The sequence below is a fragment of the Xanthobacter sp. AM11 genome (genome assembly GCF_047444035.1).
GTDB lineage: Bacteria > Pseudomonadota > Alphaproteobacteria > Rhizobiales > Xanthobacteraceae > Xanthobacter.
This window is the reverse complement of the sequence record NZ_JBLAOA010000001.1, coordinates 1,908,751-1,923,013: the sequence shown is the minus strand read 5'-3', so window position 1 is coordinate 1,923,013 and position 14,263 is coordinate 1,908,751. Positions and strand designations below refer to the sequence as shown.

Annotated in this window: 8 protein-coding genes; 3 read left to right on the top strand and 5 right to left on the bottom strand. The window is 67.8% G+C overall.

Annotation, left to right across the window (positions count from 1 at the left end):
- Nucleotides 1-48 precede the first annotated feature (48 nt).
- The 5 genes from ACI7BZ_RS08865 to ACI7BZ_RS08845 form a co-directional block, all read right to left on the bottom strand.
- Entirely contained in the window at nt 49-3,207 is a 3,159-nt protein-coding gene (locus ACI7BZ_RS08865) for an efflux RND transporter permease subunit (RefSeq protein WP_414116802.1), read from the bottom strand.
- Between the two features lie 3 nt (nt 3,208-3,210).
- Nucleotides 3,211-4,329, bottom strand: coding sequence for an efflux RND transporter periplasmic adaptor subunit (locus ACI7BZ_RS08860; RefSeq protein ID WP_414116801.1), 1,119 nt, complete (start codon nt 4,327-4,329; stop codon nt 3,211-3,213).
- Nucleotides 4,330-4,642: 313 nt separating this feature from the next.
- Nucleotides 4,643-6,922: a DUF3141 domain-containing protein gene (locus ACI7BZ_RS08855; RefSeq protein WP_414116800.1), complete on the bottom strand. Its 2,280-nt coding sequence runs from the start codon at nt 6,920-6,922 to the stop codon at nt 4,643-4,645.
- A 117-nt stretch (nt 6,923-7,039) separates the two neighbouring features.
- The gene (locus ACI7BZ_RS08850; protein WP_414116799.1) at nt 7,040-8,011 is read right to left on the bottom strand and encodes a phosphate acetyltransferase; all 972 of its coding nucleotides are present in this window, start codon (nt 8,009-8,011) and stop codon (nt 7,040-7,042) included.
- Between the two features lie 219 nt (nt 8,012-8,230).
- On the bottom strand, nt 8,231-9,952 hold the full coding sequence (locus tag ACI7BZ_RS08845) for a SulP family inorganic anion transporter (protein ID WP_414116798.1): 1,722 nt from the start codon (nt 9,950-9,952) through the stop codon (nt 8,231-8,233).
- A 400-nt stretch (nt 9,953-10,352) separates the two neighbouring features.
- Here ACI7BZ_RS08845 and ACI7BZ_RS08840 point away from each other — a divergent pair, with 400 nt between their 5' ends.
- The 3 genes from ACI7BZ_RS08840 (at nt 10,353) to ACI7BZ_RS08830 (ending at nt 14,006) form a co-directional block, all read left to right on the top strand.
- Entirely contained in the window at nt 10,353-10,760 is a 408-nt protein-coding gene (locus ACI7BZ_RS08840) for a VanZ family protein (RefSeq protein ID WP_414116797.1), read from the top strand.
- 110 nt (nt 10,761-10,870) lie between these two features.
- Nucleotides 10,871-12,433, top strand: a complete 1,563-nt coding sequence (guaA, locus tag ACI7BZ_RS08835; RefSeq protein WP_414116796.1) for a glutamine-hydrolyzing GMP synthase — start codon at nt 10,871-10,873, stop codon at nt 12,431-12,433.
- Nucleotides 12,434-12,749: 316 nt separating this feature from the next.
- On the top strand, nt 12,750-14,006 hold the full coding sequence (locus tag ACI7BZ_RS08830; protein WP_414119119.1) for a tyrosine-type recombinase/integrase: 1,257 nt from the start codon (nt 12,750-12,752) through the stop codon (nt 14,004-14,006).
- The last annotated feature ends 257 nt before the right edge of the window (nt 14,007-14,263 follow it).

The window sequence follows — 14,263 nt, the reverse complement described above, 5'->3', positions numbered from 1 at the left end:
GACGGTGGGGGGGAGGGCGAAGACCCCCTCCCCCGCGCCGCATCGTCCTCACGCCTCCCGTGCCCCCTCCGCCGGCACCGCGGGCACCTTGGGCCGCGCGCCGGGGCGCAGCTTTTCGCGGATGCCCTGGAACAGCACATAGAGCGGCGGGATGACGAAGATGCCGAGGAAGGAGGCGGCGATCATGCCGCCGAACACCGGCGTTCCCACATTCTGCCGGGCGAGCTGGGCCGCGCCGGTGGCCACCACCAGCGGGTAGAGGCCGAGGATGAAGGCCAGCGAGGTCATCATCACCGGGCGGAACCTCAGGCGCGAGCCCTCGGTGGCGGCGACGAGCAGGTCCTCGCCATGCTCGCGCCGCTCCTTGGCGAACTCGACGATGAGGATGCCGTTCTTGGCGGCAAGGCCGATGAGAACGATCATGCCGATCTGGCCGTAGAGGTCGAGGGTAAGCTGGCCGATGACGATGGCCGCGAACGCGCCCAGAAGACCCACCGTGACCGACAGCAGCACCGGCACGGGGATGGACCAGCTCTCGTAGAGCGCCACCAGGAACAGGAAGGCGAACAGCACGGCGAAGGCGAGGATCATCCCCGTCTTGCCCTCCGCCCGCTTCTCCTGGAACGAGGTGTCGGTCCACGCGCCGGAGAAGCCCTGCGGCAGCGTCTTGGCCGCCACCTCGTCCATGGCGGCGAGCGCCTGGCCGGAGGAGACCCCCGGCGCCGGCGTGCCCTGCACCGTCACCGCCCGCTTGTTGTTGTAGCGGATGAGGGCCGGCGGACCGATCTCGATGCGCACCTCGACGATGGAGCGCAGCGGGATCATCTCGCCTTTGTCGTTGCGCACATGGATGCGGTAGATGTCGTCGATGCTCTTGCGGTCCTCGGCCTCGCCCTGCACCTGCACCTGCCAGGTGCGGCCGTAGAGGTTCATGTCGTTCACATAGAGCCCGCCGAGGGAGGCCTGGAGCGCCTGGAACACGCTGTCCAGCGGCACGCCCAGCACCTGCGCCTTGTCGCGGTCGATGTCGAGATAGACCGAGGGGTTGGAGGCGGAATAGGTGGAGAACACCCGGGCGAGCCGCGGGTCCTGGTTGGCGGCGATGACGAGGCCGCGCAGCACCTGGGCGAGCGCCTTGGGATCTCCGGCCCGCAGGTCCTGCAGCACGAAGCTGAAGCCGCCGCCGGTGCCGAGGCCGACGATGGGCGGCGGCGCCAGCGGCACCACCGTGCCGCCGGGGATGCGCCGCATCTTTTCTCCCATCCGGGCGAGGATGGCGTTCACGCCGTTCTCCGCCCCGTGCCGCTCCTCGAACGGCTTCAGCGTCACCACGATGAAGGCGGCGTTGGACTGGGAATAATTGTCGATGAAGTTGAGGCCGATGACGGAGGTGAAGTCCTCCACATTGTGCTCTTCCTTCAGCACCGCCTCGGCCTTGCGGATCACCTCGGTGGTGCGGCCCACGGAGGCGCCGCCGGGCAGCTGGACCACCACGAAGAAGGCGCCCTGGTCGTCCTCCGGCAGGAAGCCGGTGGGCGTCATCTTCGACAGGGCGAGGATGCCGCCCGAGGCAACGAACACGCATACGAGGCCGATGAGGGAGAAGCGCACGATGCGCGCCACCACCGCGCCATAGGCATCGCGCACCTTGTCGATGCCGCGCATGACATAGCCGATGGGCCCCTTCTTCGGCCCGTGGGAGGGCTTCAGGAGGATGCCGCACAACGCCGGCGAAAGGGTCAGCGCGTTGATGGCGGACAGGAACATGGCCACCGCCACGGTGACCGCGAACTGGCGGAACAACTCGCCCGAGATGCCGGGGATGAACGCCACCGGCACGAACACGGAGAGCAGCACGAGGGTGATGGCGATGATCGGCGCCGTGATCTCCGCCATGGCCTTCTTGGTGGCCTCGGCCGGAGTCAGCTCGGGATGCTCCTCCATCACCCGCTCGACGTTCTCCACCACCACGATGGCGTCGTCCACCACGATGCCGATGGCGAGCACGATGGCCAGCAGCGACACCGAGTTGGCCGAATAGCCGATGGCGTTGAGGACGATGAAGGTCCCGATGAGGCTCACCGGCACCGCCAGCGTCGGGATGAGGGTGGCGCGGAACGAGCCGAGGAAGAGATAGACCACCAGCACCACGAGGATGAAGGCCTCGATCAGAGTCTTCTGCACCTCGTGGATGGTCTCGGTGACGAAGCTGGTGGGGTCGTAGGTCACCTTCCAGGCCAGGTCCTCGGGGAAGGACTTCGCCAGTTCGTCCATGCGGTCGCGGATGGCGGTGATGGTGGTGATGGCGTTGGCGCCCGGCGACTGGTACAGCGCCAGCACCGCGGCGGGACCGCCGTTGAACAGGGTTTCGCGATCGAGGTTGGCGGCGCCCAGCTCCAGCCGGGCCACGTCGCCGAGCCGCAGCACCGAGCCGTCCTCATTGGTGCGCAGGACGATCTTCTCGAACTCCTCGACGGTGGCGAGGCGCCCCTTGGTGCGCAGGTTCAGCTGCAGTTGCTGGTCGTCGGAAATGGGCCGCGCGCCCACCCGCCCCACCGCCGCCTGGATGTTCTGGGCGCGGATGGCGTTGACGATGTCGCCGGAGGTGAGGTTGAGGCCGGTCAGGCGGTCCGTCTTCACCCAGGCCCGCATGGCATAGTCCTGCGGACCCCACAGGGAGGCGTCGCCGACACCGGGAATGCTCTTCAGCTCGTCCAGGATGTTGATGGTGACGTAATTTGAGATGAACAGCGGGTCGTAGGTTTTCTTCGGCGAATAGATGGCGAGAACGCCGAGCAGAGCGGAAGATTTCTTCTTCACCACCACGCCCTGACGCTTCACGTCGTCCGGCAGCTTGGAGAGCGCCACCTGGACGCGGTTGTTCATGTTGACGGTGTTGATGTCGGGATCGGTGCCCAGCTCGAACGAGCCGGTCAGCGAATAGCTTCCGTCATCGCCGGATACGCTCTTCATGTAGATGAGCTTGTCCACGCCCACCACCTGGGCCTCGATGGGCTGGGCGACGGTGGAATCCACCACCTCCGCCGAGGCGCCGGGATAGGCCGTGGTCACCGACACCTGCGGCGGGATGATGTCGGGATACTGCGCCACCGGAATGGCGAGAAGGGAGAGCAGGCCGGCAATCACCGTGACGATGGCGATGACGATGGCGAGCCGCGGGCGATCGACGAAGACGGATGACAGCATGGCTCAGCCCTTCAGGCCGGTGGCCGGGGTGGCGCGCACGGTCGCGCCGGGCTTCAGGGCCTCGAAGCCCTCGATGATCACCGGCTCGCCGGCCTTCACCCCCTCGTCCACGATCACGTTCGGCCCCTGGGAGCCGCCGGTCTTCACCCGGCGCACCACCGCCTTGCCGTTCTCCACCACGAACACATAGACCCCTGCCTGGTCGGCGATGAGCGCCGCCTGCGGGATGAGGACGCGCTCCTCCGGCGTGCCGGTCTTCAGCTCCACCCGCACCAATTGCCCGTCCACCAGCTTGCCCGAGGCGTTGGGCACGTCGGCGCGCAGGATCACCGTGTCGGTGGTGCGGTTCACGCTCACATCCACGAAATTGATGCGCCCCACCTCGCCATAGACCGAGCCGTCGGAGAACTTGATGCGCACCTCCACATCGGAGAGGTCCACCTTGCCCTCCTCCTTCTGCGCCTCCAGATAATCGCGCTGGCTTACCGGGAAGGTCACATACATGGGGTTCTGGCTCACCACCGTGGCGAGCACGCCGCTTTCCGGCCCGACGATGTGGCCCTTGGTGACCGCCGAGCGGCCGATGCGGCCGGTGATGGGCGAGACGATATCGGTGTAGCCGAGGTTGATCTTGGTGGTGTTGAGCGCCGCCTCGGCGGAGAGCAGGGCACCCTTGGACTGCTCCTCGTTCGCCACCGCCTGGTCGCGGGCCACCGCGGTACCGGCGTTCTTCGCCAGCAGTTCCTCGGCGCGCTCGCGCTGGATCTTGGCGAGGGTGAGCGCGGCCTTGGCCCGCTCCACGTCGCCTTCCGCCTGCTGCACGTCCGCCTGGAACAGCGGCTTCTCGATGCGGTAGAGGGGTGCGCCCTCCTTCACCGTCTCGCCTTCCGTGAACAGCACGGCCTCCAGCATGCCTTTCACCCGGGCGCGGATCTCCACCCGCTCCGGCGCCTCGACGCGGCCGACGAATTCCATGGCCGAGGAGATGGGGCGCAGCTCGGCGGCGACCACGCCCACGGGGATGCCCCCCTCCTGCGCGCCGGCAGGGCCGACGCCGGAAAGACCCAGCGGAAGGCAGAAGAGCAGCGCGGCTGCGGCGCGTGCGGCGGGCGTGCGTGACATGGTTTCCTCCCCCGACCATCCTAAGGGGGCCACTGCCCCTCGGATGGAGAATGCTGGTACAGCCGTCCCCTCAATCGCCGGCTGCGGGACTGCTCGATATAGCGGAAAGGCCCGGACGATTGTCGAGAGAAAACGGCTGTGCTCCGGCCACATTCTTTCGCGACGGCAAACCTTTCTGGCAAATCTGCCGCATCGACAGTACGGCCGAACCGGCGCCGCGGGGCGACACGTCTTCGCAACCGGCGCGCCGCCCGCCACACCGGTCAGGGCAGGAGGGCACCACGACTTCACCGGCTCGGTATCGGCACCGTGATCAGGCCGCGCCGCCCGCTACCTGCGAGGGAAACGGCACCACCTGCCCGCCGGGCCCCGTGCCGGCCAGCACGCCCTTCACCTGCGGAATGAAGGCCGTCAGTTCCGGGCCGAAGGAGATGCGATCCACCAGCCGGTCCAGAAGCGCCGCCAGCTTGGCGCGCTCCTGCGGGGTCTTCAGCAGGTCCGGCAGCGTTGCCATCGCGGCCTCGGGAGCGTGATCCACGATGATGGACTGGCGCCGGATGATCGCCTGCGCCGCATCCGCCGGCAGGGTGATGAGGCCCACCTCGTGCCCCACCAGCTCGCGGATCTGCTTCAGGGTGGAAAGCCGCCGCTGGCCCGGGTTGCGGCGCTGGGCCAGCAGCGCCACGCGCACCGCGGCATCGGTGAAGCCGCCCTCGCGCATGGCGGCCAGGGCGGCGTCCACCTCGGCCGTCGGCTGCTCCACCAGGGCCGGCGCCGACGGCGCGGTCAGATCGGGGTCGAGCATGGCGAGGGTGCCGTAGAGGCGGAAGAATTCCGTCTCCACCGTGGCGTCGCGCAGGCTGCGGAACAGGTTCCACCAGGCGGTAATGGATGCCGCGGCCAGGCGCTCGCCGGCCACCAGGGGGCCGCCCTCGTTGCGGGGCGTGCGCTGGCTGCGGGCAAAATCGGCCAGCGGCGCCATGGCCGCAAGGAAGGGGTTGAGATCGGAAAGGCCCCAGCGCACGGCGCGCAGCGGATGCAGCGCCCGCATGGCGCGCCCCATCTCCGGCGTCACCAGCGCCGACAGCGCCGGATGCACCAGCGTTTCGTAGGCCTGCGCGTTGCGCTCGGAGACATTGGCCACCACCTCGAAGGGGATTTCATCCCGGCGGCCGTATTTCTGGAGCATCGCGAGATCCTCCACCCGGCGCTCCTCGAGGGTGACATCATACTTCACCTCGCCGCCGGAGTGGTCCTCCTCGATGGTCATGCCGTAGAGGCCGGGCGCGAGCGCCTCCACATATTCCAGGAGGTCCACGATCTGCGCATGCTCCCGCCGGGCGATGGCGCCGGACACGAAGATGCCGAGATGGCCCACCGAATGGTGCATCAGCCCCACCACCACCTGCCCGGCATCCTTCAGCGCCTGGGTGGTGGGATAGACATCCGCCACCCAGTTGATGGCCTGCTGCGGCGGCGTGATGTTGTCGCCCAGCGAGGCGAAGACGATGATGGGCGAGCGCACCGCCTTGAGGTCGAAGCTCTTGCCCGGCGCCCATTCCGCCTTGCCGGCGGCAAGCTTGTTGCCGACGAACAGGTTCTCGACGATCCACTGGATCTCGGCCCGGTTCATCAGGAAATAGCCGCCCCACCAGCGTTCGAACTCCAGGAAGCGCTCGGGCTCGCTGTCGATCCTGGAATAGAGATTGTAGTATTTGCTGAAATAGGTATTGGCGGGGTTCAGATACTCGAAATTGTCCACCAGATAGGCGCCGTCGAAGACGCCGCCGCCGAGGTCTGCCGCAAGCAGCGCGGTCCACGAGCCGCCGAGCACCCCGCCGGCATAGCGCATCGGGTTTTCCGCATCATTGCCGGCCCAGTAGGACATGGGCGCGCCGTTCACCACGATGGCACCCACATTGTCCGGGTCGAGGGCCGCCACCAGCATGGCCGCCCAGCCGCCCTGGCAGTTGCCCATCACCACCGGCTTGCTGCGGGTGGGGTGGCGCTCGCGCACGATGCGCAGGAACTCCGTCTCCGCCAGCGAAACGTCCGCCAGGGTCTGGCCGGGCTCGGGCTCGGGGAAGAAGATGACCATGTAGACGGCGTGCCCGGCCTTCAGCGCGAAGCCCACCTCCGAATCCTTCTTGAACCCGCCGATGCCGGGTCCGTGGCCGGCGCGCGGGTCGATGATGAGGAAGGGCCGCTTGGCCGGATCGAGCTGCACCCCTTCCGGCGGCAGGATGCGCACCAAAGCATAATTGGCCGGCCGCTCGAAGGTGCGCGCATCGGCGATCATCTCATGGTCGAAGGCGAGCAGCGGCGGCTTGCCCGCCTTTTCGTGGGCGATCCAGTTGTTGCCCCGCTGGCGCATGGTATCCCAGAACAGCAACGTGCGCTGTCCGGCATCGAACCAGTAGGAAACGGCATCGCGCCAGGCGGCGGCGGGCTCCCGGGGCTGCGTCACCGCCGGGGCGAAGGCGCCGGCCGCACCACGCATGGCATCGCCATAGGCCGCCACCGCCTCGCCGAGGCGCAGGCGGTAGATCTCGGCCACGCGCCCATACACCTTCATCATGTCCATGGGGTGCATGTGTGCATCCTCCCTCTGCGGCGGCGCACCGCCGATCCTGCCCACCGCCGCACGCAGTTGCGGCACGAAACCGGCGCGGGGCAGGCTGCGTCGTCGATGCAGCGCCGCGCGCCGGGCCTACACTTCCAGCGCCGCACGCGCCGCCACCCGCTGCGCCTCCGCGAGCAGGCAAGCCACCGCGCAGGACGCCAGCCGCGTCAACCGGGAATCGGCACGGCTGGTGAGGATGATCGGCACCCGGGCACCCAGCACGATGCCGGCGGCGTCGGCATCGGCCAGAAAGGTCAGGCTCTTGGCCAGCATGTTGCCAGCTTCCAGGTCCGGCACCACCAGAATGTTGGCCCGCCCCGCCACCGGCGAGGAAATATGCTTGATCTGAGCCGAGCCGAGGTCGATGGCATTGTCGAGGGCGAGCGGGCCGTCCACCACGCCGCCGGTAATCTGGCCGCGATCCGCCATTTTGCACAATGCCGCCGCCTCGATGGTGGAGGGCACGTCCGGGTTGACCGTCTCCATGGCGGAGAGAATGGCGACACGCGGCTCATCGAAGTGGAGCGCACGGGCGAGGTCGATGGCGTTCTGGACGATGTGGCGCTTTTCTTCCAGCGAGGGCGCGATGTTGATGGCGGCATCGGTGACGATGAGCGCGCCCTCGTGGTTGGGCACGTCCATCACAAAGCAGTGACTGATGCGCCGGGCGGTGCGCAGGCCGGTATCGCGTGCCACCACGGCGGCCATCAGCTCGTCCGTGTGCAGGCTGCCCTTCATCAGGGCGTCCGCCTCCCCGCAGCGCACCAGCTCCACCGCCTTGGCCGCGGAATCGTGGCTGTGGGCCGCCGCCACCTGCCGCACGCCGGCCAGGTCGCGGCCGGCGGCGGCCGCCGCAGCGGCGATCCGGCCCGGGGGCCCCACCAGGATGGGTTCGATGAGGCCGAGGTCGGCCGCCTCCAGCGCCGCCCCCAGCGCCGCCGCGTCGCACGGATGCGCCACCGCCACCTTCAGCCGGGGAAGCGCCTGGGCTGAGGTGACGAGACGATCATATTTCTGGTGGCGGGCCGCTTGCGGCGGCGGAACGACGGACACCGACATGCGACCTCTCCCTTTCGCCCGGCGCACCCGCGCCGCGCAGATCCTTCGGGGACGGCTCTTCCGCCAGCGGTCCTTGCGGGCCGCGACCATGGCAGGCGCCACCCATGCCGAGCACCGCACCGGTGGCCGCATAGATGCCCCGCCGTGGGGAGGCAGAATAGGCCAGCACGCCTCTCGGCGCTTATGCTGGCAGGCGGCCCCGTTGCTCAATGACGCAGATCAATCCCCCTTGGGCAGCGGATCGGCGCCGTCCGCGGCGGCGGCGTCCTGCGCCTGCAGCGCCTCCACCGCGTGCCGCAGGGTGGGATGGATGACGAAGGCCGCCGGATCGAAGCCCCGCGCCTCCATCCAGTGCCGCCATTCGGTCTGGCGCCCCGCTCCCACCAGGCGCACGCCGCGCGCGGCCAGCAGGACCGACACCTCCTTCAGGGTGAACAGGCCGGTCACATCCACCTCGGTCACCGGAATGAGGTCGAGGACGACGGACACATGCGCATCGCCCCGCCGCGCGGCCGCAAGCAGGGTCTGGCGGAAGTGGCCGGCATTGAAGAAGACCAGCGGGCCGTTGAAGCGGAAAATGACGATGCCTTCCGGCTCCGCCGCTCCGGCGTGGCGCGACAGGGCATGGAAGCCCGGCATTCCGGCGACGCGACCGAGAACCTCCACCCGCGGGCGGGCGGTGAGCCGCACGAAGCGCAGCAGCGCCAGCACCACTGCCACCAGAATGCCCTGCGTCGCCCCGAGCAGCACGACGCCCAGGGTCGCGATCACGCAGATCGCCGCCTCGCTGCGATCGGCGCGATAGATGAGGCGCAGCGTCGCCGCATCCACCAGGGAGATGCCCGCCATCACCAGCACTGCCCCCAGGGCGGCCACGGGCACATAGCGCAGCGGCGCAGTGAGGAAGACCAGCACCAGCGCCACCGCCGCCGCCGCGAACAAAGCGGTGGCGTGGCTCCGGCCGCCGGTCGCATCCGACATCGCGGTGCGCGAATCCGCGCCGCTGATGGCGAAGCCGTGGGTCAGCGCGGAGACGGCATTGGCCACCCCCAGCGCGGCGAAGTCCTTGTCCGGGTCCACCTCGTAGCCGTTGCGGGAGGCGAAGGAGCGCGAGGTGAGCATCATGGAGGTGAAGCTCACCAGCGCGAGGCCCCCGGCGGCGGGCACCAGTTCGGCAAAGGCGGAGGGGTCGAGGCGCACGGCCATCACGCCGGGCAGGCCGGCGGGCACGATGCCCAGCGTCTTCACGCCGCTCAGGTCCAGCTCCAGCAGGAAAACGGCGAGGGCGCAGCCGGCCATGGCCACCACTGCGGAAGGCACGGAGGGCAGCAGCCGCCCCGATGCCAGCATCAGCGCGAAGGCAGCCAGCGCCACCGCCAGCGTGGGCGGGTGGGCCTCGCCGATGCGCATGGCGAGGGCGGCCGTTGCCGCCATCACATGGCCCGACGTGCCCTCGATGCCGGTGATCTTCGCCAGCTGGCCGAAGATGATGGTGATGGCGATGCCGTTCATGAAGCCCACCAGGATGGGCTTGGAGAGAAAATCGGCGAGCACGCCCAGCCGCAGGAAGCTGGCGAGCACACAAATGACCCCCGTGAGCAGCGCCAGCTGGGCGGAGAGGGCGGCGTAATTGTCCGCATTTCCCGCCGCCAGCGGCCCCACCGCGGAGGCGATGACGGCGCAGGTGGCGGCATCCGGCCCCAGCACGAGCTGGCGCGAGGAGCCGAATATGGCATAGGCCACCAGGGGGAAGATGGACGAATAGAGCCCGATTTCCGGCCGGAAGCCGGCAAGCTCCGCATATGCGATGCCCACGGGGATGGCCACGGCGGCCACCGCCAGCCCGGCACGCAGGTCGTAGCCCAGATCTCCGCGCCGGTAGTTCAGCAGGGCTGCCAGGCCGGGGGCCCAGCGCCCGATGGCATCGTTCACGGCAGGCATTCCCGTCTCCGCGGCAACGTAGGAGGCGAACCGGTCCTCGATGCAGCTTTAACGGAAGCGACGGCGCAGGGGTAGCCGGCTTCACACCGAGCAAAAGGACGGCCGGACCGCCCGCGGGGATAAGCAGTCCGGCCGACGCGGCCCGGGAGGTCTCGTGTCGCGTGGGTGACATGTTTCGCCATGGCCCCTTCTGCCGCATCCCCCAAACTGAGGAGGCGGGCGAACCCTGCGGCACGGCCGTTGGACGCCGCTCTCGACGGACCGGGGCGCCGGCGACCCGTGTATCGTGCGCCGCACTGCGATATGAGGGGAGACCGCACATCGGCGGAAGCGCCTGCCGATTCCCTCCGCCGCGATTGGCCGGCTCCTGCCCTGCGCGGGCCGGCGATGGAGAGCCGCTTTGCCCCTGTCCGCAATTCTGAAGCACCAGCGGGTTGCCTGGACGGCCTTGTCCGTCATCCTCTGGGCGGTGATCATCGTCCTGTCCCTGCTTCCGGGGCAGGAACGCCCGCACACGGGCTATTCCGGCAATCTTGAGCATCTGGTGGCCTATGTGGGCACGGCCGGGGTTACCGCCCTCGCCTTCCGCTCCGTCGCGCCCGTGTGGCTGGTGCTGTCGTTCGCCGGCGCCTCCGCCCTGCTGGAGATTGCCCAGCTCTATATTCCCGGCCGGTCATCCGGCCTCGACAACCTCCTGGCCAGCAGCATCGGGGCGACGCTCGGGGTGATTGCCGCGCGCTGGGTGGCGCAACCCCTTCTGGACCGCTGGACGCCCCCTGCGCCGGTGCCGCCGGGCGAGCCGGACTGAGGCGCGCGCCACGGCGCACATGCGCCATGCGCCGGCCGTGCCTTTTGAAATCGCCGGTTTGCCGCTAAAGGAAGGCGCCATCATCCGATCCAGCGCCCAAGGCCCGCTTCATGCCCTCCCCCGCCGCCCAGCAAACCGTCCTCATCATCGACTTCGGCAGCCAGGTGACGCAGCTCATCGCCCGGCGCGTGCGCGAGGAGGGCGTCTATTCGGAAGTCGTGCCGTTCCAGAAGGCGGCGGAAGCCATCGTGCGTCTCAAGCCGAAGGCCATCATCCTGTCCGGCGGCCCGGCCTCGGTCATCGAGGGCGAGAGCCCTAAGGCGCCGCAGGAAGCGTTCTCCGCCGGCGTGCCTGTGCTCGGCATCTGCTATGGCGAGCAGTGCATGGCGGCCCAGCTCGGCGGCATGGTGGAGGCCGGCCACCACCGCGAGTTCGGCCGCGCCGAAGTCACGGTGAAGAAGGTGGTGCCCCTGTTCGAGGGGGTCTGGCGGGAGGGTGAGCGCCACACCGTGTGGATGAGCCACGGCGACCGCGTGACCGCGCTTCCCCCGGGCTTCGAGGTGATCGCCACCTCCGACAACGCCCCGTTCGCCGCCATTGCCGACGTGTCGCGCAACTATTACGGCGTGCAGTTCCATGCGGAGGTGGCGCACACGCCCGACGGCGCACGCCTGCTTTCCAATTTCGTGCGCAAGGTGGCGGGGCTGGAAGGCACCTGGACCATGGGCGCCTTCCGCGAGCGCGCCATTGCCCGCATCCGCGAGCAGGTGGGCACCGGCCGGGTCATCTGCGGCCTTTCCGGCGGGGTGGACAGCTCGGTTGCCGCCGTACTCATCCACGAGGCCATCGGCGAGCAGCTGACCTGCGTGTTCGTGGACCACGGCCTGATGCGGCAAGCGGAAGCGGACGAGGTGGTGTCCCTGTTCCGCGGCCACTACAACATCCCGCTCGTGCATGTGGACGCCTCGGACCTGTTCCTGAAGGAGCTGGCGGGCATCGAGGACCCGGAGGCCAAGCGCAAGACCATCGGCCGGCTGTTCATCGACGTGTTCGACGCCGAGGCGAAAAAGGTGGGCGGCGCCGACTTCCTCGCCCAGGGCACGCTCTATCCCGACGTGATCGAGAGCGTCTCCTTCGCCGGCGGCCCCTCGGTGACCATCAAGAGCCACCACAATGTGGGCGGGCTGCCCGAGCGCATGAACATGAAGCTGGTGGAGCCCCTGCGCGACCTGTTCAAGGACGAGGTGCGCGCGCTGGGCCGCGAATTGGGCCTGCCGGAGACCTTCGTCGGCCGCCACCCCTTCCCCGGCCCCGGCCTCGCCATCCGCTGCCCGGGCGCGGTGACGCGGGAGAAGCTCGACATCCTGCGCCAGGCGGATGCCATCTACCTGGAGGAGATCCGCTACGCCGGCCTCTATGACGTGATCTGGCAGGCCTTCGCCGTGCTGCTGCCGGTGCGCACCGTGGGCGTGATGGGCGACGGCCGCACCTACGACCACGTGCTGGCCCTGCGCGCCGTGACCTCCGTGGACGGCATGACCGCCGATTTCTACCCCTTCGACATGTCATTCCTCGGCCGCACCGCGACCCGCATCATCAACGAAGTGAAGGGCGTCAACCGAGTTGTTTATGACGTCACAAGCAAGCCGCCGGGGACCATCGAGTGGGAATGAAATGATGTGGTTCGCGGCGTTTCGTGAACTATCGCCACATCGTCATAACTAGCTGAAATCAAACAGAAAGTAAAGCGCTCACCGTCAGAGCCTATCGCCTCGAAGCGATGGGCTCTGACGGTGTGCGCGACGGTAGGCGTTTTTCGCCGTCAGCCGGATTTTTGCCCTACCGTCAGGCCGAAAACGGAAGCATCCCACGATAATTCAAGCTAATATACTGTTATATAACGGTTATTCTCGTCGATTGACGGTATCGGATTTGACGGTAAAATTGGGGCTCGAAAAGGCGTTTTCGATCGTCAACGAGGCCGTCCTCATGCTCACTGATATGGCCATCAAGAGGCTGAAACCAAAGGATAAATTATACAAGGTGGCCGACCGTGACGGTATGTACGTTTCCGTCGCCACGACGGGCCAAATCACCTTCCGGTACGACTACCGTTTGAACGGTCGCCGGGAGACGCTGACGATCGGCCGCTATGGCGCCGATGGCCTCACGCTCGCCGAAGCCCGCGAGCGCTGCATCGCCGCCCGCAAGCAGGTGGCGGAGGGGCTTTCTCCCGCGTACGAGAAACAGCGCGACAAACGGCGCAAGGCCATGGAGCGCAGCTTCGGTGCGGTGAGCGCCCTATGGATCAAGGAAGCGCGGATGGCGGAAAGCACCCGCTCCATGCGCAAGGCGATCCTCGATCGCGACATTCTCCCCGCCTGGAAAAACCGCCTTCTGACCGAGGTGACGCCGGACGATCTGCGCCAGCTCTGCGCCAAGGTGAAGGAGCGCGGAGCCCCCGCGACCGCCATCCACGCCCGCGACATCGTCAAACAGATATTCGCCTTCGCCATCCTGCATGGCGAGAAGGTGCCAAACCCGGCCGACGAGGTCGGGCCGGCCTCGATCGCGACCTTCCAGCCGAAGGACCGCGCGCTGTCACCGGCCGAGATCAAGAACATGCTGCAGCAGATCGAGCACGTGCCGACCCTGCCGACCATCCGTCTCGGCCTGCGTCTGATCCTGCTCACCATGGTGCGGAAGAGCGAACTGCAGGACGCGGTCTGGGACGAGGTGGATTTCGAGAACGCCGTCTGGACCATCCCCAAGGAGCGCATGAAGCGGTCGAAGGCCCACAACGTCTACCTGTCGCAACAGTCGCTCGACATCCTGATTGCGCTGAAGACCTGCGCCGGCAACTCGCGCTTCCTGCTGCCGTCCCGTTATGACGCCGATGCGCCCATGTCGCGCGCCACCTTCAATCGCGTGACCACGGCCGTCGTTGTGCGGGCGAAGAAGGAGGGGCTGCCATTGGAGCCGTTCACGGTCCACGACCTGCGCCGGACCGGCTCGACGCTCTTGAACGAGATGGGGTTCAACAGCGATTGGATCGAGAAGTGCCTCGCCCATGAGGACGGGCGCTCGTCACGCGGCGTCTACAACAAGGCGGAATACGAACCCCAGCGCCGGCACATGCTCCAGGAATGGGCCGACATGATCGATGCCTGGGCGAAGGGAGAGAAGCGCGTGCCGACGCTGTTGCCGCCGTCGATGGCCTTTATGGGCGATGGAAACGTGTCTTGACTGCTCCGCTCGCCGAATGCTTCTCCGGGCAGCGACCGATGACAAAGTGATCGGATCATAAGGCGCGGCGGCGTGGGGGCATCGCGCCAGTCACTCCAACGGTCGAGTGAGAGCTACTCCCATATCTCTATCCTTCGATAGCCATCGGGAAGCGCGTCCCTGTTTTTTTGGGAGGAAACGCAACGAGATGGTGGTATGGCGCATCGAATCCCGGACGCCTTGCAACAAAATCATTTGACGTGCACCGTTTTGCGGTC

Excerpts from the sequence above, each read along its gene's own strand:
- ACI7BZ_RS08865 (WP_414116802.1), bottom strand. The coding sequence starts at position 3,207 with ATGCTGTCATCCGTCTTCGTCGATCGCCCGCGGCTCGCCATCGTCATC.
- ACI7BZ_RS08860 (WP_414116801.1), bottom strand. The coding sequence starts at position 4,329 with ATGTCACGCACGCCCGCCGCACGCGCCGCAGCCGCGCTGCTCTTCTGC.
- ACI7BZ_RS08855 (WP_414116800.1), bottom strand. The coding sequence starts at position 6,922 with ATGCACCCCATGGACATGATGAAGGTGTATGGGCGCGTGGCCGAGATC.
- ACI7BZ_RS08850 (WP_414116799.1), bottom strand. The coding sequence starts at position 8,011 with ATGTCGGTGTCCGTCGTTCCGCCGCCGCAAGCGGCCCGCCACCAGAAA.
- ACI7BZ_RS08845 (WP_414116798.1), bottom strand. The coding sequence starts at position 9,952 with ATGCCTGCCGTGAACGATGCCATCGGGCGCTGGGCCCCCGGCCTGGCA.
- guaA (WP_414116796.1), top strand. The coding sequence starts at position 10,871 with ATGCCCTCCCCCGCCGCCCAGCAAACCGTCCTCATCATCGACTTCGGC.
- ACI7BZ_RS08830 (WP_414119119.1), top strand. The coding sequence starts at position 12,750 with ATGCTCACTGATATGGCCATCAAGAGGCTGAAACCAAAGGATAAATTA.